Below are 23,005 nucleotides of genomic sequence, written 5' to 3'. Positions count from 1 at the left end.
AGTGGGAGGCGGTTACACACATGCCCCGTACCCGGGTGCCAACCCCTCTGGAGTCGCGTTGTACACCGCACACCCCGACCGCTACGCGGAGATGCCCTACCGGCGCACCGGACGCAGCGGCCTGAAGCTGCCCGCGCTCTCGCTCGGCCTGTGGCACAACTTCGGCCCCGACCGCCCCGTCGAGACCCAGCGCGCCATCCTCCGCCGCGCCTTCGACCTCGGCGTCACCCACTTCGACCTCGCCAACAACTACGGCCCGCCGCCCGGCTCCGCCGAGTCCGCCCTCGGCGAGGCGCTGCGGGCCGACTTCGCGCCGTACCGCGACGAGCTGGTCATCTCCACCAAGGCCGGCTATCTGATGTGGCCCGGCCCGTACGGCGAGTGGGGCTCGCGCAAGTACCTGCTCTCCTCCCTCGACCAGAGCCTGTCCCGGATGGGCCTGGAGTACGTCGACATCTTCTACTCGCACCGCCCCGACCCGGACACTCCCCTGGAGGAGACGATGGGCGCACTGCACACGGCGGTGCAGCAGGGCAAGGCGCTCTACGTCGGCGTCTCCAACTACTCGCCGGAGCAGACCCGCGAGGCCGCCCGCATCCTCGCCGAGCTGGGCACCCCGCTGCTGATCCACCAGCCGCGCTACTCGATGCTCGACCGCCGCCCCGAGACCAGCGGCCTCCTGGACGCCCTCGACGAGCTGCGGGTCGGCTCCATCGCCTACTCCCCGTTGGAACAGGGTCTGCTGACGGGCCGCTACCTCGACGGCATCCCGGAGGACTCGCGCGCCGCGAGCGACAGCCCCTTCCTGAACTCCGACGCGGTCACCGGGGAACTGGTGGGCAAGCTCCGCGCCCTGGACGAGATCGCCAAGTCCCGCGGCCAGTCGCTGGCCCAGATGGCCCTGGCGTGGGTGCTGCGCGAGGGCCGCGTGACGTCCGCCCTGGTCGGCGCGAGCAGCCCGCGGCAGCTGGAGGACAGCGTGTCGGCCATCGGGAACCTGGACTTCGACGCCGACGAACTGGCCGGCATCGACGAGATCGTCACGCGGTAGGGGCGCTCGGCCGAGCCGCTCCTCGAAAGGAGCGGCGGAACCGGTCGCCGCCGAGGGTCACGCTCCGGCGGGCACCCGGTCGAGGAAGCCGAACACGGACCGGATCCGGTCCTCGCCGTCCAGCGTGATGACGTCGGATCCGGCCACGGGTGCCGAGCCGTCGGCCTCGCTCACCAGTTCCCAGGAGAAGCGCGCCGTGTCGTGGTGCCCGTCCACGGCACCCGACAGCCGGAAGACGAAGCCCGGGAACTGCTCGTGCGCCGCCGTGATCACGGCGGCGATCTGCTCGTGGCCGCGGACGTCCGCCAGGGGGTCGGTGTAGCCGCCGTCATTGGTCCAGGCCGCGGCGACCGCCTTGGCCAGGGCGTCCGGCCCGGCGTTCCAGGCCTCGAAGTAGCGGGCGACGGCGTCCTCGTAGCGGCGAGTGGTTGCGGACATGTCGATCAGCCTCCATCGGTGCGAACACGCAGGTCGGGTACCGGATGCCGGTCGCGGCGACCCGGTAGCTCAACCATGCCCGCACCCGTCCGCGCCGTCGATTACCCCGGAGGTCATGCGGGCGCGCCTCCGAGGCCGGGAAGAGGGCGCGCCCGGGGGGATGGAGACGGGATCGCGCGCCGCGGGTTTTCGGCCATCAAGTGCCGTGAATATGCCAGGAGACTGGCCGGAAATTCATGGTGACAGTGGTTCAGTAGTGAACATACTCACCTCTAGGGCGTCTCACACCATGCGACAGCGTCCTCACGCACAGCACACGAGCCGCACGGACGCCGTGCCCGACCGGCAGGGGCAGGCGACGGGGGGAGGGGAGCAGTGCACGACGAGTTCCTGTGCCATGTCACCGCCTACGGTGTCTGTGACGGCCGGCGCATCGGTGTACCCCTGGGAACCTACCGGGCTCCCACCCTCGCCCTCGCCCTGTGGTGGCTGCGCGACCGCGCGTCCTGGATCGCCGAGCGGCTCGATCCGCAGCCCGACACCCCCCACTTACCGCGCGGCGCCCTGACTCCGGTCGCCGACGACGCTCCCGACGTGCCGCGTGTCATGCGCGCATGGTGCGCCGACGACGTCCAACAGGAGAGGGTCGCCGACGAGTTGGCCGCGGGGCGCCTGGTGCGCATCGCCACCAGCGACGACACCACCGAGTACGAACTCATGGCGGAGTCCGTGGACGCGCTGCGCATGCAGCGGGCGTCCCCGCCCCTGGTCGTCCCCGTCGCCTGAGCCGCCCGAGCGCCCTCCGACGGTGTCATCCGGACCGAGTGGAGCTCCTGCCACCGCGCCGGCCCGCCCACCGCGCGAGCGACGCGCCGAGGAACCCGGCGACGAACCCCCACAACAGTGCGAGACCGGCCGCACTCCACGGACGCGGCCGCAGGAAGAGCCGTCCGGACAGTCCGCCGCCCAGGTCGCCGATGCCGAGCACCGACAGGCCGTAGTGCGCGGAGATCCGGCCGACGAGCCCGATCACGAGAACCGTCAGCGCCAGCGCCACGGCCATGTGCACGGCGTGCAGCCAGGCCGGCACCCGGGTCGGGGAGCGGGAGGCGAGGACGACCCCGGCCGCCAGGAGCAGCACCGCCGCGACGACCACGAGCCACCACATCCGCCCGTCGTGCTCGGCGAGCGTGCCCACGTTCAGCGTCGAGACGTCCGGCCCGCGCAGCACCTCGTCGAGCACCTGCGGCATCGGCAGCCCGAACGGTCCCTCCACGCGCCCGTCCCAGGTGGCACCGAGGCCGATCGCCAGCGCGAGCCACGCCAGGTTCGGCAGACCGAGCAGCAGGACGGCGAAGGTGTCGGCGGGGTGCCCCCGCGTCGCCGCGACGACCAGCCCGACGACGAGGCCGACGACGACGTACGCGAGCAGCAACACGACCATCGCGTACGCCGCCGGCCGCACCGACGTCCGCAGCCGCAGCAGCCGCCCGGGCAACGGCGCCCCGCGCGAGACCAGTAGAGCCGTCACGAGCACCCCGGCCAGCCACAGCAGCCCGAAGAGGACGGTCAGCGGCACGTCCGTGGTGAAGCCGACCGTCGGAGTGACGCCGAACAGGTCGCCGAGGTCGTCCAGGACGCCTTCGCCGAGGGAGACCTCGAAGGTCTGGCGGGCGGCGAAGGCCGAGCCGAGGAGGGCGAGCAGCCACAGCACGGCGATGCGTCCGGCCCACCCGGCCAGTTCCGGGGTGCCGGTGACGGCCCGGTGGCGCAGCGGTCGCAGAAAGCCCCGGGCGATCACCAGCGCGCCGGTCAGGGTGACGGACAGCGGGAGCACGGTCAGCCCCGCGTCGGTGTCGGCGAACCCTCCGGCGTCACCGGACAGTTCCAGCGCACCGCCCACGGCGGTGACGACGGTCGCCGTGACGACCCGGGGGAAGGCGTTGTCGGGCAGGTCCGCGGCGCCGGCCGCCCACAGCCCGAGCGCGGCCACCACCCACATGGCGACCAGCCCGGCCACCACCGTGACCAGGGCCTGCGGCCAGCCATGACGGGCGACCGCCTGTCCCGTCGTGCCGGGTGGGGTTCGCGAACTCACGCTGCCACGCTAAGCAGCACCGGCCGCGGGCGCGCGCCGGAAGGACCGTCCGCGTCCGCCGGCCGCACCATCGGGCAGCCCCCGGCCGGCCGACGCACCGCACGGCCCACCCGGGGCCACGGGCGCCGTGCGTCAGCCCGGCCCACCCGGGGACCGGGGGACCGCCCGGCGCCCTGGCTCAGCCCGCCCGGACGACGAGGGCGTGGTCGCCGAGGCCCAGCAGCCGGTTCGCCGGTACTTCGCCCCGGGTCGTGAAGACCGCGAGGAGACGTCCCGTCTCCGTGTCGAACGCCACGTCCAGCACCGTGCCGTGTTCGGTGCCCGCGTCGGTCAGGACCCGACGGTCCAGCAGGTCGTGGCACGGCGGGCCGGTGCCCGGGGCGGCGTCGGCGGACTCGACCCGGAGGGCGCCCGGGCCGATCGAGCGCACCGCCTCCCAGGGCAGCACCGTCTCGCCGCGCAGACGGCCCCCGCGGAACCGGACGTGGCTCACCGCGCCGGACGCGACGTCGACGGCCAGGGACGTCACGGTGCCGATCCGCCCGGCCCGGGCCGGCGCCAGGACCGGCAGCCCCCGCACCTCGGTGAACAGCATCACGGCAGGGAGCCCTTCCACGGGCCGGGAACACCGCCGACCAGGGCCGTGAAACCGGGGAGATCGTCGGCGACGTGCCGGACGGCCGCCCCGGGCAGGACGAGGGACCGGCCGGAGACCGTGAGCGACTCGCCGCGCGGCACGTACACCCGGCGCCGGTGCCGGGTCCGGCCCGGAACGAAGCCTCTGCTCGCCGCCACCCGGAAACCGACGACCCACCCACCGGTGCCGCCTTCCACCACGACGTCGAGCACGGTGCCGACCTCGTCACCGGCCTCCGTGAGGACCCGCGCCCCCAGGACCCGGGCCCGGAGCGTCTGCTGCGGCGCCGTCATGGCCGCGGCGCTCACCAGGCCCCGCCGGTCGCGGATCATCACCGCGTCGTGCCCCAGCGCCCACACCGCCGACCAGGGCAGACCCTCCTTCAGCGGGCCCGACAGCAGCCCCCGCCCGCTCAGGGTGAAACCGGTGATCCGGCTCGCGTCGGCGTCGCATACGGTGTCCTTGACGTGGGCGACGGCATCGCCGCCGAGGGTGACCACCGGCCGGGTGGTGATGCTTCGCGCGGCCATCAGTTCGTTCATCGCACGCCCTTCCCGCACCCTCTCCCGCCACCCGGGTTCCCCGCGCCACTGTGACGATGCCCGCAGTACGAGCGCAGGGGGACTGCGAGGCCGGGTCCGGGGTACGAGGACAGGTGCAGCAGCGTCCGGCCAGTCCGGCTTCCGAGAGAGAAACGCATGACCGAGTACCTGGACGGGGCAGTGATACCGACTGGTTTCGACGTACCCGTTGAGCCGCTGAGGCGGGCGGCACACTACTCCGGTGAACCGGGGTGCATAGCGCAGGCACGTTCCTTCGCCTCGCTCTTCCTCGACCGGCTCAGGACCGAGTGGTGCGCCACGATCGGCCCGCGGGCCGACGGCGCGGTGCTGCTGGTGGTGAGCGAGCTGATCACCAACGCGGACCGACACAGCAAGGGGCCGTACATCCTGGAGCTGGAGGGCACGCCCGCCTCGGTGGCCGTCACCGTCTACGACAGCAGCGGCGCCGTGCCCGAGCGTTACCCCCGTGATCCCGAGCGCGTCGGCCGGCACGGGCTGGAGATCGTCCACGCCCTGGCGGAGGCGGTCGTCGTCGAACGCGTGCCGGTCGGGAAGCGGGTCAAGGCCCTGGTGCCCCTCACCGAGGCGTGAACGCACCGCCCCACTTCCGGTGTGTGGGGCGGCTTGTCGCGTCCGCTTCCCGGGTTTCCCTCAGGCGCAGCCCAGCTCGCCCAGCATGCCCTCGCGCAGCCGGGTGATGATCCGCTTGATCAGCCGGGACACGTGCATCTGCGAGCAGCCGAGCTGTTCGCCGATCTCCGCCTGGGTGGCCTCCTCGACGAACCGCATGTGGATGATCTGCCGGTCCCGCTCACTGAGCTCGGCCATCAGCGGGGCGAGCGAGTGGAAGTCCTCGACGAGCCGCAGCCCGTCCTCCTCCACGCCGATGAAGTCGGCCAGCACCGACTCGCCGCTGTCGGGTCCGTCGCCGGTCAGTGCCGCGTCCAGCGAGGAGGAGTTGTAGCCGTTGGACGCGATCTGTCCCTCGATCACCTCGTTCTCGCTGATGTTCATCAGCGTGGCGAGTTCGGCGACGGTGGGCTCGCGGTCCAGGCGGGAGGAGAGTTCCTCGCGGGCCTTGGCGAGCTCCACGCGCAGCTCCTGGAGCCGCCGCGGCACGTGCACCGCCCACGTGGTGTCCCGGAAGAACCGCTTGATCTCGCCGACGATGTACGGCAGCGCGAAGGACGTGAACTCCACCTCGCGCGACAGCTCGAACCGGTCGATGGCCTTGATGAGGCCGATCATGCCGGTCTGGACGATGTCCTCCATGTCGTCCCCGCGACCGCGGAAGCGGCCGGCGGCGAACCGCACGAGCGACATGTTCATCTCGATCAGGGTGTTGCGCGCGTACTGGTACTCGTGCGTGCCCTCTTCGAGTTCCGTCAGGCGCTGGAAGAACTGACGCGACAGCTGCCGTGCGTCACGCGGAGCCACGGTGCGGGGGTCCACGCCACCCGGCAGTGATCCGTCATCCGTCCCGCTCCCGGTGGTCTCTTCGACGACCTGCGCTTCCGGCCGGATCACGGCGGTCTCCATTACCTCTCCCACGAAAGTCACGGTTGGCGTCTCCCTAGGCTCTTCCCGCTTGCGGATACCCGGGTGGCTGCGGCACATGCCTCTCATTTTCACGGGAGGCGGAAATCGGGTGCCGCGGCGCCTTCGCGGAGTGATGTGTCCGTCCCCAGGGTAGCCCCGCCGGCCGCGACCGGCACCCGGGGATTTCCCTCTGGGCTGAACGCCGCCCCCTTCCGCCGCCCGGCCGGGATCCTAGGCTGAGGAGGTGACCAGCCACGTGCCGAACGAAGCCCGCGTCATTCCCATGCGCCCCCGGGCCACGCGCCCTCAGGCCCGCCCCACCGCTCCGCCGACGGCTGTGGAACGAAGGCGGCCCGCCGTCCGTGAGCCCTTGTGGCGCGATCTTGTGGGCGGCATCCTGCGGCAGGAGCGCCTCGCCCAGGAACGCACCCTGAAGGAGGTCGCGGAGACCGCCCGGATCTCCATGCCGTACCTCTCCGAGGTGGAGCGCGGTCGCAAGGAGGCGTCCTCGGAGGTGTTGGCCGCCGCCGCGGGCGCCCTCGGACTGGGCCTCGGCGACCTGCTGGCGCGGGCTCAGGGAGAGCTGGTCCGGCTCGCCTCCCGGCACTCCGGCCCCGGCCGGGGGCCCGGTGCGTCCGGCGCCCGGTTCGACGGGATGTGCCTGGCCGCCTGACCGCCGCACGGGACGGCGCCCCGCGGACCGCGCGGCGCCGTCCCGTCGCTCACACCCGCACCAGTCGCCGGCTGAGCACCTCGTCGGCCAGCCCGTACGCCACCGCCTCCTCGGCGGTGAACACCTTGTCGCGGTCCATGTCCGCGCGCAGTGTCGCCGTGTCGTGGTGCGTGTGCCGGGCCAGCACCTCCTCGACCTGCGCCCGGATCCGCACCATCTCCTTGGCCCGGAGCGCCAGGTCGGAGGCCGTGCCGCGCTGTCCGCCGGAGGCCGGCTGGCCGAGCAGGACCCGCGCGTGCTCCAGCACGAACCGACGCCCCGGATCACCGCCGGCCAGCAGCACCGCCGCGGTGGAGGCCGCCTGCCCGACGCAGAACGTGGAGATCGGCGCCTGGACGAACGTCATCGTGTCGTAGATGGCCATCAGTGACGTGAAGGAGCCGCCGGGGGAGTTGATGTAGACGGCGATCTCGCTCTCCGGGGCCGCCGACTCCAGATGGAGGAGCTGCGCGATGACCACGTTGGCGACGCCGTCGTCGATCTCGGTGCCCAGAAAGATGATCCGCTCGTTCAGCAGCCGGCTGAAGACGTCGAAGGACCGCTCGCCCTGCGGGGTCCGCTCGACGACGTTCGGAATCGTGTAGCTCCCCATCACCGCAGTCCCATCCTCGGTCGCGCGGCGGCCGGGCGGACGTCCGCGAGGGACTCCAGGACCCGGTCCACCATCCCGTACTCCCTGGCCTCCTCGGCCGTGAACCAGCGGTCCCGGTCGCCGTCCCGGGAGATGGTCTCCGGAGTCTGGCCGGTGTGCTCCGCGGTGATCCGCTCGATGGTCCGCTTGGTGAACTCCAGGCTTTCCGCCTGGATCTCGATGTCGGCGGTGGTGCCGCCGATGCCCCCCGACGGCTGGTGCATCATGACGCGCGCGTTCGGCAGGGCGTACCGCTTGCCGGGGGTGCCGACGCTCAGCAGGAACTGTCCCATGCTGGCGGCGAACCCCATGGCGAGCGTCGACACGTCGTTGGGGATCAGCCGCATGGTGTCGTAGATGGCGAGCCCCGCGTGCACCGAGCCGCCGGGGCTGTTGATGTACAGGCTGATGTCGGTGCGCGGGTCCTCCGCGGAAAGGATCAGCAGCTGGGCGCAGACCCGGTTCGCGGAGACCTCGTCGACCTGGGTGCCCAGCAGCACGATCCGCTGCGCGAGCAACTGCGCGGCCAGGTGGTCGTCGAACCGGGAGGGAGGGGTGTCGCCCTCCTCCGCCCGGGGCAGTGCGGCCGGCGCGCGACCGGTGATGAGTGGAGACATCGGCGCTCCTTGTCGAGTCGTCGGGCGAGTCGTACGCGGCCGTTGCCGCCGCGTTTCCTCCACTCTTGGCCCGCCGCGGCGGCGAAGAGCCCTTTCTCTGCCCGCGGCAGATTCGCCACGGGCAGAGCGTCCGGCCGGAGCGTCCGGGCGGAGCGTGCCGGGAGGCCCGGGACGGGGCGCGCGCCACCGATGAGTTCTCCGGATCCCGACGGTCGACAGTGGTGACCGTGTTCCGCGCCCGGGAGGTACTCATGAACACCGACGGATTCACCACGTGTCTCTGGTTCGACGGCCAGGCGGAGGAGGCCGCCCACTTCTACGTCTCCCTCTTCAAGAACTCCGGCATCGGTGCCGTCACCCGCTACCCCGAAGGGGCGCACCAGCCCGCCGGCACCGTGCTCACCGTCGACTTCACGGCCAACGGCCAGCGGTTCGTCGCCCTCAACGGCGGTCCGGAGTTCCGGTTCAACGAGGCGATCTCCTTCCAGATCACCTGCGACGACCAGGAGGAGGTCGACCACTACTGGGCCAGGCTCACGGAGAACGGCGGCGAGGAGGGCCCCTGCGGCTGGGTCAAGGACCGGTTCGGCGTCTCCTGGCAGGTCGTCCCGGGCCGGCTCGAGGAGATGTTCCGCGACCCCGACGCCACGAAGGTCGCGCGGGCCAACCAGGCCATGATGTCGATGCGCAAGCTCGACATCGCCGCACTCGAGAAGGCATACGCCGGGGAGTGAACCGTCGCGCACCACGGCGACCGCGCCTGGTTCCGGTGGTCGGCGTCACGCGGACCGAGGGGGGAGACGCGAAGGTCACGGCGGTCTCCGGAACCCGGTCCGGACACCCCGCCGCGCCATGGCATGATCGGGCGCATGCTTGAACGTGTTGTGGCCGCGTGCGACGGGGCTTCGAAGGGAAACCCGGGCCCGGCCGGCTGGGCCTGGGTCGTCGCCGACGCGTCGGAGACCCCGGTGCGCTGGGAGGCCGGGCCGCTGGGCCGGGCCACCAACAACATCGCCGAACTCACGGCGCTGGAGCGCCTGCTGGCCGCGACCGACCCCGGCGTGCCCCTCGAGGTCCGGATGGACTCGCAGTACGCCATGAAGGCCGTCACCACCTGGCTGCCCGGCTGGAAGCGCAACGGCTGGAAGACGGCGGCCGGCAAGCCGGTCGCCAACCAGGAGCTGGTCGTGCGCATCGACGAACTGCTCGACGGCCGCTCGGTCGACTTCCGCTACGTGCCCGCCCACCAGGTCGACGGCGACCGGCTCAACGACTTCGCCGACCGTGCCGCCAGCCAGGCGGCCGTCGTGCAGGAGCCCGCGGGCAGCGAACTCGGCTCCCCCGAGCCGCCGCCCGCACCGGACGTCCCGGCGAAGAAGGCACCGCGCCGGGGAGCGGGCACCGCCCGCAAGAGCGGCGGCGGCTCGGCGCGCACCATCAAGGCGAAGTTCCCCGGGCGCTGCCTGTGCGGCCGGTCGTACGCGGCCGGTGAGTCCATCGCGAAGAACGACCAGGGCTGGGGCCACCCGGAGTGCCGCACGGCCGCGGCGGGCTAGCGGCGGGAGCGTCGGACGGCCGCCCGGCGCGCGACCCGCGCCGGGCGGGTCACGCGACACCGTCCCACTCCTCTGTACTCTGCGTAGCGTTATGCCCGTTTTGAGTGCATTCCAGGGGTGAATGTGAAGGTCGCCTGCGTCGGCGGCGGGCCCGCCGGCCTGTACCTGTCGATCCTGCTGAAACGGCAGGACCCGTCCCACGACATCACCGTCCACGAGCGCAATCCCGAGGGGTCCACCTACGGCTGGGGCGTGACCTACTGGCGCGGTCTGCTCGACCGGCTCCACGAGCACGACCCCCACTCCGCGCGCGCCGTCGAGGAGCACTCCGTCCGCTGGCGCGACGGCGTCGCCCACGTGGGCGACCGGGCCGTCCGGCACCGCGGCGACGAGGGCTTCGGCATCGGCCGCCACCGGCTCCTGGAGATCCTCGCCGCCCGCGCCCGCTCCCTGGGCGTGCGCCTGGAGCACGAGCACGAGATCACCGCCGACCGGCTCCCCGAAGCCGACCTCGTCGTGGCGGCCGACGGAGTGGGCAGCGCCGTGCGCACCCGGCACGCCGGGCACTTCGGCACCGAGGTCCGGGCGGGGCGCAACCACTACATCTGGCTCGGCACCACCAAGGTGTTCGACGCGTTCACCTTCGCCTTCACCGAGACCGAGCACGGCTGGATCTGGGCGTACGGTTACGGCTACGGCCCCGAGGGCAGCACCTGCGTCGTCGAGTGCGCGCCCGAGACCTGGACCGGGCTCGGGCTGGACCGGGCCGACGAGGCCGAGGGGCTGATCCTGCTGGAGAAGCTGTTCGCCGACGTCCTGGACGGCCACCCGCTCACCGGCCGCCGGGCCGGTTCCGGCGCCGGTGCCTCGTGGCTGACCTTCCGCACCCTCACCAACCGCACCTGGTCCCGCGACAACCTCGTCCTGCTCGGCGACGCCGCCCACACCACGCACTACTCCATCGGCGCCGGCACCACCCTCGCCCTGGAGGACGCCATGGCCCTGGCCACCGCACTCCGCGAGCCGGACACCCTCCAGGGCGCCCTCGCCCGCTACGAACGCGAACGCAGAGCGGCCCTGCTGCCGGTGCAGAGCGCGGCCCGCTACAGCGCCCGGTGGTACGAGAACCTGCCCCGCTACATCGGGCTCCCCCCGCAGGAGATGTTCGCCCTGCTCGGCCAGCGCCACTCGCCGCTGCTGCCGCACGTCCCGCCCAGGTTGTACTACCGGATCGACCGCGCGGCCGGACAGTCGCAGGCGCTGCGGCGCCTCAAGCGCACGCTGGGATCCAGGATCGCGCGGACGGTGCAGGCGCGGAACCTGGCCGCCCGCGGCTGAACCGCCTTCCCGCACCGTCCCGAGGCGGTGCGGGAAGGCACCGGATGACAGACTGGCGCGCATGGACGAGCGCACATTCGACAGGTCGCACCAGCACGCCTCGGTGATCGGCCTCGGCACCTGGCAACTCGGCGCGGACTGGGGAGACGTCGATGACAAGGAAGCACTCACGGTGCTGGAGGCGGCGGCCGAATCCGGGGTGACCTTCTTCGACACCGCCGACGTCTACGGCGACGGACGCAGCGAGGAGACCATCGCCACGTTCCTGCGCGGCCGGCCCGACCTGCACGTGCTGGTCGCCACCAAGATGGGCCGCCGGGTCGAGCAGATCCCGCAGAACTACGTACTCGACAACTTCCGGGAGTGGAACGACCGCTCCCGCCGCAACCTCGGCGTCGACGTCATCGACCTGGTGCAGCTCCACTGCCCGCCCACCCCCGTCTACTCCAGCGACGAGGTCTTCGACGCCCTGGACACCCTGGTCGAGGAGGAGCGCGTCGCCGCCTACGGCGTCAGCGTGGAGACCTGCGAGGAGGCGCTGACCGCGATCGCCCGGCCGAACGTGGCGAGCGTGCAGATCATCCTCAACCCGTTCCGGATGAAGCCGCTGCGCGAGGTCCTTCCGGCGGCCCGCGAGGCCGGCGTCGGCATCATCGCGCGAGTGCCGCTGGCCTCCGGCCTGCTGTCCGGCAAGTACACCCGGGACACGGTCTTCGCCGCCAACGACCACCGCAACTTCAACCGGCACGGCGAGGCCTTCGACCAGGGCGAGACCTTCTCCGGCGTCGACTTCGCCACCGGTGTGGAAGCCGCCGCGGAGTTCGCCGCGCTCGCCCCCGAGGGATACACCCCGGCCCAGCTGGCGCTGCGCTGGATCATCCAGCAGCCCGGCGTGACCACCGTGATCCCCGGCGCCCGTTCACCGGAGCAGGCCCGCGCCAACACGGAAGCCGCCCGGCTTCCGGAGCTGTCCGATCAGACCCTCGCGGCCGTCCGTGACCTCTACGACCGCCGGATCAAGGACCAGGTCGAGGGCCGCTGGTAGCGGTCGGTCACCCGCCTCACGGCACCAGGAGCAACTGCCGTTCCCGCTCCTGGTCGCCGGAGGCCGCGCCCTCGTTCCGGGTGCTGAAGGCGTGGGCCAGGGTCCGGCTCGCCGCCTCGACGGCCTGCGGCGTCCCCTGCACGGTGACCGTCACCGGCGCGGACAGCGGGGCGCCCGCCCGGGACCGCGTGGACGCCTCCGGAGTGTCCGGGGAGTCGAAGGTCGCGGTGCGCACTGTCGCGCGCTCGTCGGCCGGCATGGCGTCGGGCGCCCCGAAGACGTCCTCCAGTGCGCGGACGACCGCCCGCGCGTCGTCCACGCCGCCGCCGCTGAGCGTCACGGTGAGCTGAGTGTCGGACATCCTTCGCCATCCTCCCGGCAGCCTGCATCGGTCCCGGCCCGTGTAACCGTCTCCCGATCACTCAAACCGTGAGCCCGTCGCGCCGACAGGGCGCCTGAGGGTGGGGAACCCGGGAAGAGGGAAGAGGACGCAGGCCACGGCAACGGGAGGAAACGTGACGGACGCGGCTGAGGGGTCGGTGCGGCGCAGAGGGCGCAACGAGACCGAGGAGGAGCGGGCGGACCGGATGTGGACGGAGCTGATCCAGGAGGTCCGCGTCGCGCAGATGGGCGTACAGATCCTGTTCGGCTTCCTGCTCACCGTCGTGTTCCAGCCCAAGTACGACGACCTCTCGGACACCGACCAGATGATCTACCTGATCACGGTCGTCCTCGGCGCCGTGACGACCGGCGCCCTGATCGGGCCGGTCTCCCTGCACCGCCTCGTCTCGGGGCGGCGCGTGAAGCCGCAGGCGGTGCGGTGGGCATCCCGGCTGACCGTGCTCGGCCTCGTGCTGCTGCTCGCGACGACGGCCTGCTCGCTCCTGCTGATCCTGCGCGTCGCGACCGACGACGGTTTCGTGCCCTACCTCGTGGCCGGCGTCGTCTTCTGGTACCTGCTGTGCTGGTTCGGGATCCCGCTGTGGACCCGGTACCGCCACACGTCCCGCTGAGGGCGGGCGGTCAGCCCTCGGCCATCAGCTCCGCGAGGAAGTCGTCGACGCGCACTTCCTCCCGCCCCGGACGGACCACGTCGTACGTCTCGCGCAGGAAGGCCTCGACAGCCGCCGCCCACACGAACACCACGGCGCGGTGGCGCTCGCCGTCCGGCCGGGCGTCGCCGAGCAGTTCGATGCGCAACTCGTCCCACACGCCCCGCGACTCGGGCCGCAGCCGCACGTCCCCCACACCGACCGGACGGGTCAGTCCGTCGCCCACCATCTCCCGGTCCAGCGTCCAGCGGGCGAGCACGCGGCCGTCGTGGCTGAACACCACGGTGAGCGCGAACGGGTCCGCCGCGTCGTAGCCGAGGTGGGCGAGCACCGGGCAGCGTTCGGCGTCGCCCGCCTGGAGCTGCACGACCAGCGTCTTGCGCACGAGGGAGTTCACGACAGGAGCCTCCAGGGAAACGGACGTAGAGCCCTCTAGTACCCCGCGCGTCCACAAGATGCTCAGTCGGACGGGTGAATCGTCACCGGCCGGGTTTCCCGGCCGGACGTCACGAGCCGCCCAGCGCCTCGCGGAGTGCGGGCAGCAGGGTCTTCTCCGACCAGTCCAGGAAGGCGGGTTGGGTCTCGCCGCCGATCTGCACCAGGGCGATCTCGGTGAACCCGGCCTCGGCATAGGGGCGTACGGCCGCCACGAAGGCGTCCGGGTCGTCGCCGCACGGGATCGACTCGGCGACGTCGTCCGGGGTGACGAACTGGGTGGCCGCCTCGAAGGAGTCCGGGTGCGGAAGTTCCGAGTTGACCTTCCAGCCGCTGCCGAACCAGCGGAACTGCGCGTGGGCACGCTTGATCGCCGTGTCCCGGTCGGGGTCGTAGGACACCGGCAGCTGGCCGACGCGTGGCTTGCCGCTGCCGCCGTGCCGGTCGAAGGACTCCAGCAGCCCCTGCTTGGGCTCGGTGGCGATCAACAGGTCGGCGTGCTCGCCGGCGAGCTTGCAGGAGCGCTCCCCGGAGACGGCGATGCCGATGGGCGGCGGGCTGTCCGGCACGTCCCACAGCCGCGCCGACTCCACGTCGAAGTGCGTGCCGCGGTGGTTCACGTGGCCGCCCTCGAACAGCGCCCGGATGATCTCCACGGCCTCCTGGAGCATCTCGTGCCGTACGTCGACCGACGGCCAGCCGCCGCCCACCACGTGCTCGTTCAGGTTCTCGCCCGAGCCGAGCCCCAGCCGGAACCGGCCCTCGGACAGCAACTGCACCGTCGCCGCCTTCTGCGCCACCACCGCCGGGTGGTAGCGGAACGTCGGACACGTCACGTAGGTCATCAGCGGGATGCGGGAGGTCGCCTGCGCCGCCGCGCCCAGCACGCTCCACGCGTACGGCGAGTGGCCCTGCGCGCGCAGCCACGGGAAGTAGTGGTCCGAGGTCACCGAGAAGTCGAACCCCACCTCCTCGGCGCGCACCACATGGCCGACGAGCTCACGGGGGCCGGCCTGCTCGGTCATCATCGTGTATCCGATTTGCACCATGACCGGCGAGTCCCCGGCGGGACGGAGCGAAAACGGCCCTGGTGCTCACGCGCGCCGGTCCGTGCCCTCCCGGAACGTGTCGAGCACGGTGGCGAGCGCCTTCTCGTTCGCCGTGGCGTCCCAGTCGTCCGCGGGCGCCGTCCAGCGCAGCGAGAAGCTGCGCCCCGCGCCGAGCAGGAATCCGCGGCCGAAAGTGCGCAGCAGGGCGCCGTCGTCCTGGGCGACCCATTCCATGTCCGCCGCCTCGCGGCCCCGGTACGTCGTCGCCCGGATCCCACCGATCCGGCGGTACTCGCCGTCCGACCGCCGCAGTCCCGGTTCGACGTCGTCGCGCCACACCGCCACGGGATCCTGGCCGGCGCGCTCGCTGTAGGTGACCGCGAGGGCGCGCGGGTCGCCGGCCGCGCCCAGGACGACCCGGTAGGCCCCGTCCGGCGCCCGGGAGGTGTCCAGCCGGCGCCAGCCCTCGGGGAGGGCCACTGAGAAGCCCTCCGGCGCTTCGTACCGGCGGAACCCGGCCGGGACGGAGCCGCCGGGCCGGGAGGGCGAGGCCGAGGGAGCGGGAGAGGCGGGCGGGGACCCGCTCGGCGGGGGAGCGGGGGAGGAGGGCGTCGTGTCTCCGGCGGGCGGTGACGCGGGGACCGACGGGCGCCGGCCGGACCCGGTGGCCGAGTCGCCGCCGGTGCCGGGCAGCCCGTGGGTGGCCGCCAGGACGGCGACCGTGACGGTGACGACGGCCAGCGCGGTGCCGGCGATCATCGTCCGCCGGCTCCACTCGCGGCTCGCGTGCCGGGCGGCGGCGCACGCGCCCCGCAGCCGGGGCCGGGGCACGTCGCGAACGGCCGTGTCGGGGTCCTCGGTCAGCACCCGGGTGAGGGCCTCACGGACCACCGGGCGGGTCAGCCGCTCCCTGGAGTTCTTGCGCAGCAGCCCCTGCACGGCCTGCGCGAGCGGACCGGCGCGCACCGGGGTGCGCAGCGGGAGGCGGTCCACGCCCCGCAGCGTCGTCTCGGGCCGGCCCCGGTCACGGAACGGCGGACGACCCTCCACCATCGTGTAGAGGATCGCGCCCAGCGTCCACAGGTCGGCCGCGGGCCCGATCCGCTCGTCGCGGGCCTGCTCGGGCGAGGCGTACGAGGGCGCGGTCAGCCGCGGGGCGAGGGTGGCGCCGGCCAGCCCGAAGCCGGTGACGACGACCGTGCCCTCCTCGCGCACGAACACCTTCCCCGGGCTCAGCTCGCCGTGCGTGATGCCGTGGCCGTGCGCCGCCTCCAGCACGTCCAGCAGCTCCAGACCGATGCGCGCCGCCCGTACGTAGTTGAACGTGCCGTGGCGCTCCAGGAGTTCACCGAGCGGAACACCGCCGACCCACTCGGTCACCGTCCACAGGACGCCGTCCTCCACCACCGCGTCGACCACCTCGGCGACCCGTCCGGGGCACAGCGCCTGCATGCTCTCGCAGGTACGGACCACTCGGCCGGTGGTCCGGCGCGCCGTCTCGCCGGCCTGTTCCCCCTCCTCGGGCAGCGCCGTCTGCGCGACCAGGCACGGGCGGCCCGTGTGGGCGTCCTCCCCGGACCAGGAGACGCGGTTCGTCTCACGGTGGACGACCTCGAGAAGGCGGTACCGTCCGGCGATCAAGTCGTGTGTGGAGACGCGCGCCCTGCCCATGGCCATCCCTCGTTCGCACCGCCGGCTCTCGGCTTGCCCAGAGGTACGGTGCGCGGGCCGGGTCGCGTTCAACGAATACGCGAAACAGAGTGAATTCCGGTCCTTCTCCAAAGCGGTCAACACGCGCGCGGGCGCGAATGCGTGAAAAGCGGCATGGGGGCGTGCGTCGCCCCTGAACTGGGCAGCTCGCGCGTGTGGTCGGCCCCGAGATTTCCGCCACCGGTCGCGCGACTCCGGAAATCCGGGACCGACCTGCTGGTAACCCGCGGTAAATGCGGATCTCGCGCGGGAAAAGTCCGTCAGCGCAGCCCGAAGCGGTCCGCCCAGCCCGTCATGTCGGCCGCCGTGGCGTTACCGCCGCAGACCACCAGCCCGATCCTGGCGCCGTCCCCCACCCGCTCCACCACCCGCCGGGCCGCGGGCAGCAGACATCCGGCGGCCGGCTCGGTCCAGACCTTCCCGTGTTCGGCGAGCGCCAGCGAACCCTCGACCGCCTCCCGGTCCGGCACCACGAACACCTCGGTGACCAGCGCCGACACATGCTCGTACGTCAGCTGCGAGACGGCCGGAGCGCTGAGCGTCGTGACGATCGACGACAGGGGCACGGACAGCGGACCACCCGCCGCCAGCGCCTGGGACATGGCCTCCGCGCCCTCGGTCTCCACACCCCAGATCCGCACGTCCGGCCGCCGTGCCCGCAGCGCCGCCGCCACGCCCGCGATCAGCCCGCCGCCCCCGATGCTCACGAGGACGTCGGTGAGCTCCCCGGCGTCCTCGGCGAATTCCAGCCCCACGGTGCCCTGTCCGGCGACCACCACGGGGTCGTCGAAGGGGTGCACCAGGGTCAGCCCCTCCTCGCGCAGCCGGGACACGAGCGCGAAGGCGCTGTCCATCCCGTCGGTGAGCCGCACCAGCGCGCCCGCCTCCTCGGCGGTCTCCACGGAACGGGCCGGTGCCGTACGCGGCATGACCACGGTGGCCTTCACGTCGAGCGCGGCGGCCATGACCGCCACCGCGATGCCGTGGTTGCCGCCGCTGACCGCGACGACCCCGGCGGCCCGCTCGGCCTCGGTGAGTGACAGCAGCTTCGCCGTCGCGCCGCGCGCCTTGAAGGAGCCGGTGCGCTGGAGCAGCTCCAGCTTCGCGGTGACCGGTGCCCCGAGCAGCGCGGACAGCCCGGGGCTGGGCACGGTCGGGGTGCGTACGACGTGTCCGGCGATCCGCTCGGCCGCGGCTTCGATGTCCGTGATCCCGATCAAGGCAGTCTTCCTTCCGGCCCGGGCGCCCGTCCGCGCCCCTGGCACCCTTTCGCGCGAGGTGCCCCAGGTCAACACGCTCCCGGGGCCTCAGGGGTCTCGGCGCGGCAGGCCGACCGGTACGGTCTGCCGGTGACGGACGGGTCGCCTCAGTGCTGCTGCGTCTTCTGCGGCGTCGCCTCGCTCGGCCGTACGACGACGAACCCCTCACCCTGGAGCACCAGCTGCACGGCCTCCCCGGAACCGCCGCGCAGCATGGAGCCGATGGACTGCGAGCGGTGCAGCGAGGTCGCCAGCCCCGCGGACCAGCCGACGATCGCGTCCGTGTCGACGTAGACCGGGTACTGGGGCGAGACCGGGATCACCAGCGGGTTGCCCTCGCAGATCAGGCCCAGCCTGCCCTGCCCGGTGAAGACGCTGTTGAACAGCCCGCCGCCGGCGATGCCGGAGCCCTTGACCGTGGAGATGCTGTACGACAACGACGGGTCGAAACACAGGACGTTGCGGCCGTTGACCGTGAACTCGTCACCGGGCTCCACGTCCACGACGAAGCAGTTCTGCGCCTCGTGCGCGAACCAGGCCTCGCCCTGCCCGCGCACCGCCATCAGGGGCAGCCCCTCCCCGGTGACCGCGCGCTTGAGCATGCCGCCCACGCCCTGGCCCTTGCGCTCGAACTGTAGGTTGCCGCGGTAGGCGACCATCGCGCCCTGCCGCGCCAGCATCTCGCCGTTCACCGTGTAACGGATGCACTTGGAGTTCTCGACGGTCATGCCCGGCGCGGTGGCGGGCTGCACCATGTGCTCGCTGGAAAAGAGGTCACCCTTCATGGATGCATCCTGGCCCGGAGCGTCCCGTTCCGCCAAGATCGCGCGGTGCCCGGGCCGGCGCGGCCGGTATCGGCCGCGCTCAGCCGCCGAAGAGCTGGGTCCAGTACGTACCGGCCCGGCCGCCGCCGGCGAGGCCGATCCCGATGTGGGTGAAGTCGGCCTCGAGGATGTTGGCCCGGTGCCCGGGACTGTTCATCCAGCCCTCCACCACGTCGGCGGCGGAGCGCTGGCCGCAGGCTATGTTCTCGCCGACCGTGCGCCGGGCGGCACCCGCGGCGGCGGCCCGGTCCCAGGGCGCGCCGCCGTCCGGATCGGTGTGGGAGTAGAAGTCGCGGGCCACCATGTCGGCGCTGTGCGCCTGGGCGGCGGCGGTGAGCCGCGGGTCGACGGCCAGCGCGCGCAGCCCGGCCCGGCCCCGTTCCCGGTTGGTGCGGTCGACGACCTCGGCCGTCGTGCGCGCCAGCCCGTCCGGCGTGAACGGCACGGCCCACAGCGCGGTCCAGTACGTGTCGCCCGAGGGGCCGGCCGCGTACGCCCACCCGGCGTGCGTGAAGGCGGCGTCGTGCAGCGTGCGGCGGGTCCGCTCGGCGCGCAGGCAGTACGTGACGAATTCGGCGGGCGTGCGCGGGCCGGAGACCAGGTGCTCGCCCACGGTGAGATACGTGTACCCCGCCAAGACGACGCGCTGGTGCACGGAGACGCGTCGCGGGTCTCGACGCTCAGCGTGCCGGCGGCGGCCATCGCGGCGGCGTGCGCCCGGGCCGCCGACACCAGGCGGGCGTCGGCAAAGACGGGACGGGAACCGGCCGCCGACCGTGCGGAGTTGACCAGGGCCAGGAAACCGTCGGCATCGGCGGCCGGTGCCCGACCGGGCGGCTCCTCGGGTGCCTCGTCGACGACGTCCACCCCGAAGTCCCGGGCGAGCCCGGCGAGTCCGTCGGCGTAGCCCTGCCCCAGGGCGCGCAGCTTCCAGCCCTCGCCGCGCCGGTAGAACTCCACGAGCAGCAGCACGGTCTCCCGGCGGGGGCGGACGGGCGTGAACCGCGCCAGCGCGCGCCCGCGCGCGTCGGTGACGTGGAGGGTGGGGGAGGGGAGTGCGCCGAGATCGGTGCCCGGGTCCGAGGGGCTTACCGCCACCGTCACGCGGGTGGCACCCGGGCGCAGCCGCGCCGGATCGACGGTGAGCGTGTCGTCCCGCAGACGCGCGCCAGGAACCCGTGGCTGGTTGTAGAAGACGAAGTCGCCGTCCCCGTCCACCTTGCCGCCGTCGTCCGTGACGAGCGCCGACACGTCGAAGGCGCCGGGCACCCGCACGCTCACGGGTCCGCCCGGCAGGGGGATGTTGCCCCCGGGCACCAGCTCACTCATCTGCCGCGCTGCCTCCCGGTCGGTGCTCCTGCGGGTGTCGGCTGCCGGGTCAACGTCCGCCGGACAGCAGGGGTTCCCGGCGGACGGCCGAGCGGCCGGGTCAGCCCGAACCCGCAGTCTCCGGTGCGATCAGGCCCTGCCGGTAGGCGACCGCCACCGCCTCCGTGCGGCTCGCCGCCCCCAGCTTGGCGAGGATGTTGGAGACGTGGACGCTCGCCGTCTTCGCGGTGATGAACAGCTCCTCGCCGATCTGACGGTTGCTGCGCCCCAGGGCGAGGAGCCGCAGCACGTCCCGCTCGCGGGCGGTCAGCGGCGTGGCACGGTCCCCGGTGTCCGCCGGCCGGGCGCGGCGCACCAGGTCGTCCAGCCGCTCGCGCAGCGGCGCAGCGCCGAGCCGGTCGGCCTCCCGTCGCGCGATGCCGGCCTCGTCGGCCGCCTCCGCACGGCGGCCGGCCGCGAGCAGCGCCTCGGCCAGCCGCAGCCGGCACCGGGCCCGTTCGTACACGTCTCCGTACGCGAAGCCGGCCACCGCCCGCTGCCAGGCCGCCGGGTCGGGCCCGGAGACGAGCCGGATCCACTCGGCCTCGGCGCGGGCCAGCCACGCCTGTCCCTCCGGACCCTGCGGCCGGTCGTCCCCCTGGCCCGCGGACCGGCGAGCCTGCTCCAGGAGTTCGGCCGCGGTGTCCGTCCAGCGGCGGACCCCCGCCTCGTCGCCGGCCGCGCGCAGCCCGACGACGGCGTCCGCGACCGCGGACAGTGCGAGCGCGGAGAGGCGGACGGTGGCGGCGGGCGGCGTGCCCGCGTCGTCGGTCAGCGTCCCGACGGTGGACCGGGCCCAGCGCACGGCCTCCTCCGTGTCCTGGCGCAACGCGGCGGCGTCGGTCAGTACGATGCCCGCGACGAGCGTGGCCATCCAGTCGAACGGCCCCTCCAACAGGGCCCGGGCGCGGTCGGCGGCCCCGAAGTCGCCGCGCGCCAGCGCCACGTAGAGGCCCGGCGCGACGGTGTGGGCGCCCGCTGCGGACGGGGCACCGGCGTCCTCCGCGGCCTCGCGCAGGCACTCGTCCCAGTGGCCCAGCGTGTACCGCACCAGCAGCCGCAGATACCGCATCTCCCGGGCGTAGGGTGAGGACAGCAGCCCGGAACGGCGGGCCCGGTCCAGTCCCTCCGCCGCCCAGGGCAGACAGTCCGCCGGCTCGCCGGACTCGAAGCAGCCGATCGCCAGGTTGAACAAGGCGCGCAACTCCACCGGCGCGTTCCCCGCCCGGCGCGCCAGCCCCCTCGCCTCCAGCAGCCGCTCCCGGCCGCGCGAGGTGGCCCGGTTGTCGTCCTCGAGACCGAGCACGGAGATCAGGAGGTCCGCCCGGGCGTCGGCGACCCCCAGGTCCTCGGCGACCCGCAGAGCCCGGCGGCCGACCCGGAGAGCGATCTCGTTCTCCCCGACCTGACGGGCAGCCATGACGTGCGTCGCGGCGGCCCACACCCACGTCGGCGACGGCGGTTCGGCGGGGATCAGGGCGAACGCCTCGCTGCTGTGGGCGAAGGCGGCCGACAGGTTGTCGACGCGCAGCAGGTTCCCGGCGAGCGTGTAGCGGACGCGGGCGGCGAGTTCCAGGTCCGCGTCCTGGCCGAGTCCGGCCAGCGCGGACCGGGTGAGCGAGACGGCTCGGTGCAGCTCCCCGGCGTGTGCGGCGGCGGCCGAGGCGCGCAGCGTGAGCGTCACCGCGTCGGGGCCGGCGGGGCGGTCGGCGGCGTCGACCGCCGACCACAGGTCGAGGGCCGCCTCCAGGTGCCGCAGCTCCTCGGCGGGCGCCCCGATGTGCTGGGCGTGGTCCGCGGCTTCCAGGGACGCGGCGAGCGCCTCCGGCAGATCGTGGCTCGCGCGGTAGTGGTGCGCGCGCTCGGCGGCGCTGTCGGACCGGCGGCCCGGACCGCCGAGCAGCCGGGCGAACGCGCCGTGCAGCCGGGCCCGCTCCCCGGGCAGCAGGTCGGCGTAGACCGCCTCGCGCGCGAGGGCGTGCCGGAACGAGTAGGTGTCCCCGCCGCCGGAGACGAGCAACTGCCGCCCCAGGGCCTCCCGCAGCGCCGACTCCAGCTCCTCCTCGGGAAGCCCGACGGCGTCCCGCAACAGCTCGTGCCCCACCCTGCGCCCGGCGACGGCGGCGGTGCGCAGCACCTGCTGGGCGGTCTCCGACAGCTGCTCGAACCGGATGAGCAGGACGTCGGCCAGACCGCTGGGCACCCCCTGGGCGGGCGCGTCCGTGGCCGCGACCAGCTCCTCGGCGTAGAAGGCGTTGCCCTCGGCGCGTTCGACGATCCGGTGCACGGTCGTCTCCGGCAGCGGCCGCTCGCGCAGCGAGCGCACCAGCCGGGCCACGTCGGCGTCGGGCAACGGCCGCAGCTCCAGCCGCTCCACGGCCGGCAACCGCACCAGTTCGGCGAGCAGGGGCCGCAGCGGGTGGCGGCGGTGCAGGTCGTCCGCCCGGTACGAGGCGAACAGCGCGAGGCGGTGGCCGGGAGCCCCGCCCGCCGGGCGTTGCAGGACTCCCCGGCTGAGCAGGAACCTCAGCAGGTCACGCGAGGACTGGTCGGCCCAGTGCAGGTCCTCCAGGACCAGCAGCAGCGGGGCGACGTCGGAGAGCTCGGCCAACAGCGCGGCCACGCCCTCGAACAGCCGCAGCCGCGACCGCGTGCCCGCGTCCCCGCTCTCCGCGTCCTCGGGGCCGCCGCCGAGCAGCCGGTCGGCCACCGGGTGGCCGGCCAGCACGGCGGCGAAGCGCTCGTCGGCCGCCAGCACGCCGAGGATCTCGGTGAACGGCAGGTACGGCAGGCCCACGTCGCCCAGGTCGACGCAGTGCCCGGTGAGCACGGTCGTACCGGCCGCGACGGCCCGCGCGGCGACCTCGTCCAGGGTCCGGGTCTTGCCGACGCCGGCGTCCCCGGAGATCAGCACCGCGCCGGCCTGACCGGCGCGGGCGCGCTCCAGTACGCCGGTGAGACGCGCGAGTTCGTCCTCGCGGCCGACGAGCGGGCTGGTGAATGAGGTCTGCGGCACGCCCCCATCCTGGCACGCGGGTCCGGCAGCCCCCGTGGGGGCGAAG

General features: G+C 73.4%; 23 protein-coding genes and 1 pseudogene. 9 read left to right on the top strand and 15 right to left on the bottom strand.

Annotated elements, in window-relative coordinates; genetic code table 11:
* Positions 1–58: 58 nt before the first annotated feature.
* Positions 59–1,051: an L-glyceraldehyde 3-phosphate reductase gene (mgrA, locus tag ACLIN4_RS03275; RefSeq protein WP_289908492.1), complete on the top strand. Its 993-nt coding sequence runs from the start codon at positions 59–61 to the stop codon at positions 1,049–1,051.
* A gap of 57 nt (positions 1,052–1,108) precedes the next feature.
* Here the strand turns inward: mgrA and ACLIN4_RS03270 are convergent, their stop codons facing one another.
* Positions 1,109–1,489, bottom strand: a complete 381-nt coding sequence (locus ACLIN4_RS03270; protein WP_100046431.1) for a nuclear transport factor 2 family protein — start codon at positions 1,487–1,489, stop codon at positions 1,109–1,111.
* A gap of 375 nt (positions 1,490–1,864) precedes the next feature.
* Between ACLIN4_RS03270 and ACLIN4_RS03265 the strand changes: the two genes are divergently transcribed.
* Positions 1,865–2,275, top strand: coding sequence for a hypothetical protein (locus ACLIN4_RS03265; RefSeq protein ID WP_100046430.1), 411 nt, complete (start codon positions 1,865–1,867; stop codon positions 2,273–2,275).
* 25 nt (positions 2,276–2,300) lie between these two features.
* Here ACLIN4_RS03265 and ACLIN4_RS03260 read toward each other — a convergent pair whose 3' ends face one another.
* From ACLIN4_RS03260 to ACLIN4_RS03250, 3 genes are all read right to left on the bottom strand, one after another.
* On the bottom strand, positions 2,301–3,587 hold the full coding sequence (locus ACLIN4_RS03260) for a streptophobe family protein (protein ID WP_381942215.1): 1,287 nt from the start codon (positions 3,585–3,587) through the stop codon (positions 2,301–2,303).
* A 178-nt stretch (positions 3,588–3,765) separates the two neighbouring features.
* Entirely contained in the window at positions 3,766–4,185 is a 420-nt protein-coding gene (locus tag ACLIN4_RS03255) for a PRC-barrel domain-containing protein (protein WP_381942212.1), read from the bottom strand.
* On the bottom strand, positions 4,182–4,766 hold the full coding sequence (locus ACLIN4_RS03250) for a PRC-barrel domain-containing protein (protein WP_107479332.1): 585 nt from the start codon (positions 4,764–4,766) through the stop codon (positions 4,182–4,184). Before ACLIN4_RS03250 ends, ACLIN4_RS03255 begins: the two co-directional genes overlap by 4 nt.
* Before the next feature lie 156 nt (positions 4,767–4,922).
* On the opposite strand from ACLIN4_RS03250, the gene ACLIN4_RS03245 reads away from it, so the two are divergent.
* The gene (locus ACLIN4_RS03245; RefSeq protein ID WP_100046426.1) at positions 4,923–5,378 is read left to right on the top strand and encodes an ATP-binding protein; all 456 of its coding nucleotides are present in this window, start codon (positions 4,923–4,925) and stop codon (positions 5,376–5,378) included.
* A 60-nt stretch (positions 5,379–5,438) separates the two neighbouring features.
* On the opposite strand, the gene ACLIN4_RS03240 is transcribed toward ACLIN4_RS03245, so the two are convergent.
* On the bottom strand, positions 5,439–6,326 hold the full coding sequence (locus ACLIN4_RS03240) for an RNA polymerase sigma factor SigF (RefSeq protein ID WP_107479333.1): 888 nt from the start codon (positions 6,324–6,326) through the stop codon (positions 5,439–5,441).
* A 244-nt stretch (positions 6,327–6,570) separates the two neighbouring features.
* Here ACLIN4_RS03240 and ACLIN4_RS03235 point away from each other — a divergent pair, with 244 nt between their 5' ends.
* Positions 6,571–6,999, top strand: coding sequence for a helix-turn-helix domain-containing protein (locus tag ACLIN4_RS03235; protein WP_107479334.1), 429 nt, complete (start codon positions 6,571–6,573; stop codon positions 6,997–6,999).
* A 49-nt stretch (positions 7,000–7,048) separates the two neighbouring features.
* Here the strand turns inward: ACLIN4_RS03235 and ACLIN4_RS03230 are convergent, their stop codons facing one another.
* Complete coding sequence (locus tag ACLIN4_RS03230) at positions 7,049–7,651, bottom strand: ClpP family protease (protein WP_100046423.1); 603 nt, start codon at positions 7,649–7,651, stop codon at positions 7,049–7,051.
* Positions 7,651–8,307, bottom strand: coding sequence for an ATP-dependent Clp protease proteolytic subunit (locus ACLIN4_RS03225; protein WP_107479335.1), 657 nt, complete (start codon positions 8,305–8,307; stop codon positions 7,651–7,653). Before ACLIN4_RS03225 ends, ACLIN4_RS03230 begins: the two co-directional genes overlap by 1 nt.
* A gap of 251 nt (positions 8,308–8,558) precedes the next feature.
* On the opposite strand from ACLIN4_RS03225, the gene ACLIN4_RS03220 reads away from it, so the two are divergent.
* The 4 genes from ACLIN4_RS03220 to ACLIN4_RS03205 all read left to right on the top strand — a co-directional run bounded on the left by ACLIN4_RS03220 (position 8,559) and on the right by ACLIN4_RS03205 (position 12,246).
* Positions 8,559–9,041, top strand: a complete 483-nt coding sequence (locus ACLIN4_RS03220) for a VOC family protein (RefSeq protein WP_100046443.1) — start codon at positions 8,559–8,561, stop codon at positions 9,039–9,041.
* A gap of 123 nt (positions 9,042–9,164) precedes the next feature.
* A complete protein-coding gene (locus ACLIN4_RS03215; RefSeq protein ID WP_107479336.1) occupies positions 9,165–9,863 on the top strand; it encodes a ribonuclease H family protein in 699 nt (232 codons plus the stop codon).
* 117 nt (positions 9,864–9,980) lie between these two features.
* Entirely contained in the window at positions 9,981–11,201 is a 1,221-nt protein-coding gene (locus tag ACLIN4_RS03210; protein WP_382086476.1) for an FAD-dependent monooxygenase, read from the top strand.
* A 61-nt stretch (positions 11,202–11,262) separates the two neighbouring features.
* On the top strand, positions 11,263–12,246 hold the full coding sequence (locus ACLIN4_RS03205; protein ID WP_289908498.1) for an aldo/keto reductase: 984 nt from the start codon (positions 11,263–11,265) through the stop codon (positions 12,244–12,246).
* A gap of 16 nt (positions 12,247–12,262) precedes the next feature.
* Here the strand turns inward: ACLIN4_RS03205 and ACLIN4_RS03200 are convergent, their stop codons facing one another.
* Positions 12,263–12,607, bottom strand: coding sequence for a hypothetical protein (locus ACLIN4_RS03200; protein ID WP_107479339.1), 345 nt, complete (start codon positions 12,605–12,607; stop codon positions 12,263–12,265).
* A gap of 154 nt (positions 12,608–12,761) precedes the next feature.
* On the opposite strand from ACLIN4_RS03200, the gene ACLIN4_RS03195 reads away from it, so the two are divergent.
* The gene (locus ACLIN4_RS03195) at positions 12,762–13,259 is read left to right on the top strand and encodes a DUF6328 family protein (RefSeq protein ID WP_100046417.1); all 498 of its coding nucleotides are present in this window, start codon (positions 12,762–12,764) and stop codon (positions 13,257–13,259) included.
* A 10-nt stretch (positions 13,260–13,269) separates the two neighbouring features.
* Here ACLIN4_RS03195 and ACLIN4_RS03190 read toward each other — a convergent pair whose 3' ends face one another.
* The 7 genes and pseudogenes from ACLIN4_RS03190 to ACLIN4_RS03160 all read right to left on the bottom strand — a co-directional run bounded on the left by ACLIN4_RS03190 (position 13,270) and on the right by ACLIN4_RS03160 (position 22,959).
* Positions 13,270–13,695, bottom strand: a complete 426-nt coding sequence (locus ACLIN4_RS03190) for an SsgA family sporulation/cell division regulator (RefSeq protein ID WP_107479340.1) — start codon at positions 13,693–13,695, stop codon at positions 13,270–13,272.
* A gap of 109 nt (positions 13,696–13,804) precedes the next feature.
* The gene (locus ACLIN4_RS03185) at positions 13,805–14,782 is read right to left on the bottom strand and encodes an LLM class F420-dependent oxidoreductase (RefSeq protein WP_100046415.1); all 978 of its coding nucleotides are present in this window, start codon (positions 14,780–14,782) and stop codon (positions 13,805–13,807) included.
* A gap of 45 nt (positions 14,783–14,827) precedes the next feature.
* Positions 14,828–16,459, bottom strand: a complete 1,632-nt coding sequence (locus ACLIN4_RS03180; protein ID WP_289908499.1) for a serine/threonine protein kinase — start codon at positions 16,457–16,459, stop codon at positions 14,828–14,830.
* 293 nt (positions 16,460–16,752) lie between these two features.
* Positions 16,753–17,712, bottom strand: coding sequence for a threonine/serine dehydratase (locus ACLIN4_RS03175; RefSeq protein ID WP_107479342.1), 960 nt, complete (start codon positions 17,710–17,712; stop codon positions 16,753–16,755).
* A gap of 146 nt (positions 17,713–17,858) precedes the next feature.
* Entirely contained in the window at positions 17,859–18,536 is a 678-nt protein-coding gene (locus tag ACLIN4_RS03170) for an AIM24 family protein (protein ID WP_107479343.1), read from the bottom strand.
* A 79-nt stretch (positions 18,537–18,615) separates the two neighbouring features.
* Positions 18,616–19,904 (bottom strand): annotated as a pseudogene (locus tag ACLIN4_RS03165) (CAP domain-containing protein).
* 100 nt (positions 19,905–20,004) lie between these two features.
* Positions 20,005–22,959 carry a helix-turn-helix transcriptional regulator gene (locus tag ACLIN4_RS03160; RefSeq protein WP_411575468.1) on the bottom strand — a complete coding sequence of 985 codons (2,955 nt, stop codon included), beginning with the start codon at positions 22,957–22,959 and terminating at the stop codon, positions 20,005–20,007.
* Between the last annotated feature and the right edge of the window lie 46 nt (positions 22,960–23,005).

Source organism: Streptomyces mutabilis (assembly GCF_046628145.1).
In the GTDB taxonomy this organism is placed as follows: domain Bacteria; phylum Actinomycetota; class Actinomycetes; order Streptomycetales; family Streptomycetaceae; genus Streptomyces; species Streptomyces mutabilis.
The sequence above is the reverse complement of the archived record's forward strand: the minus strand, read 5'-3'. Positions and strand labels throughout refer to the sequence as shown.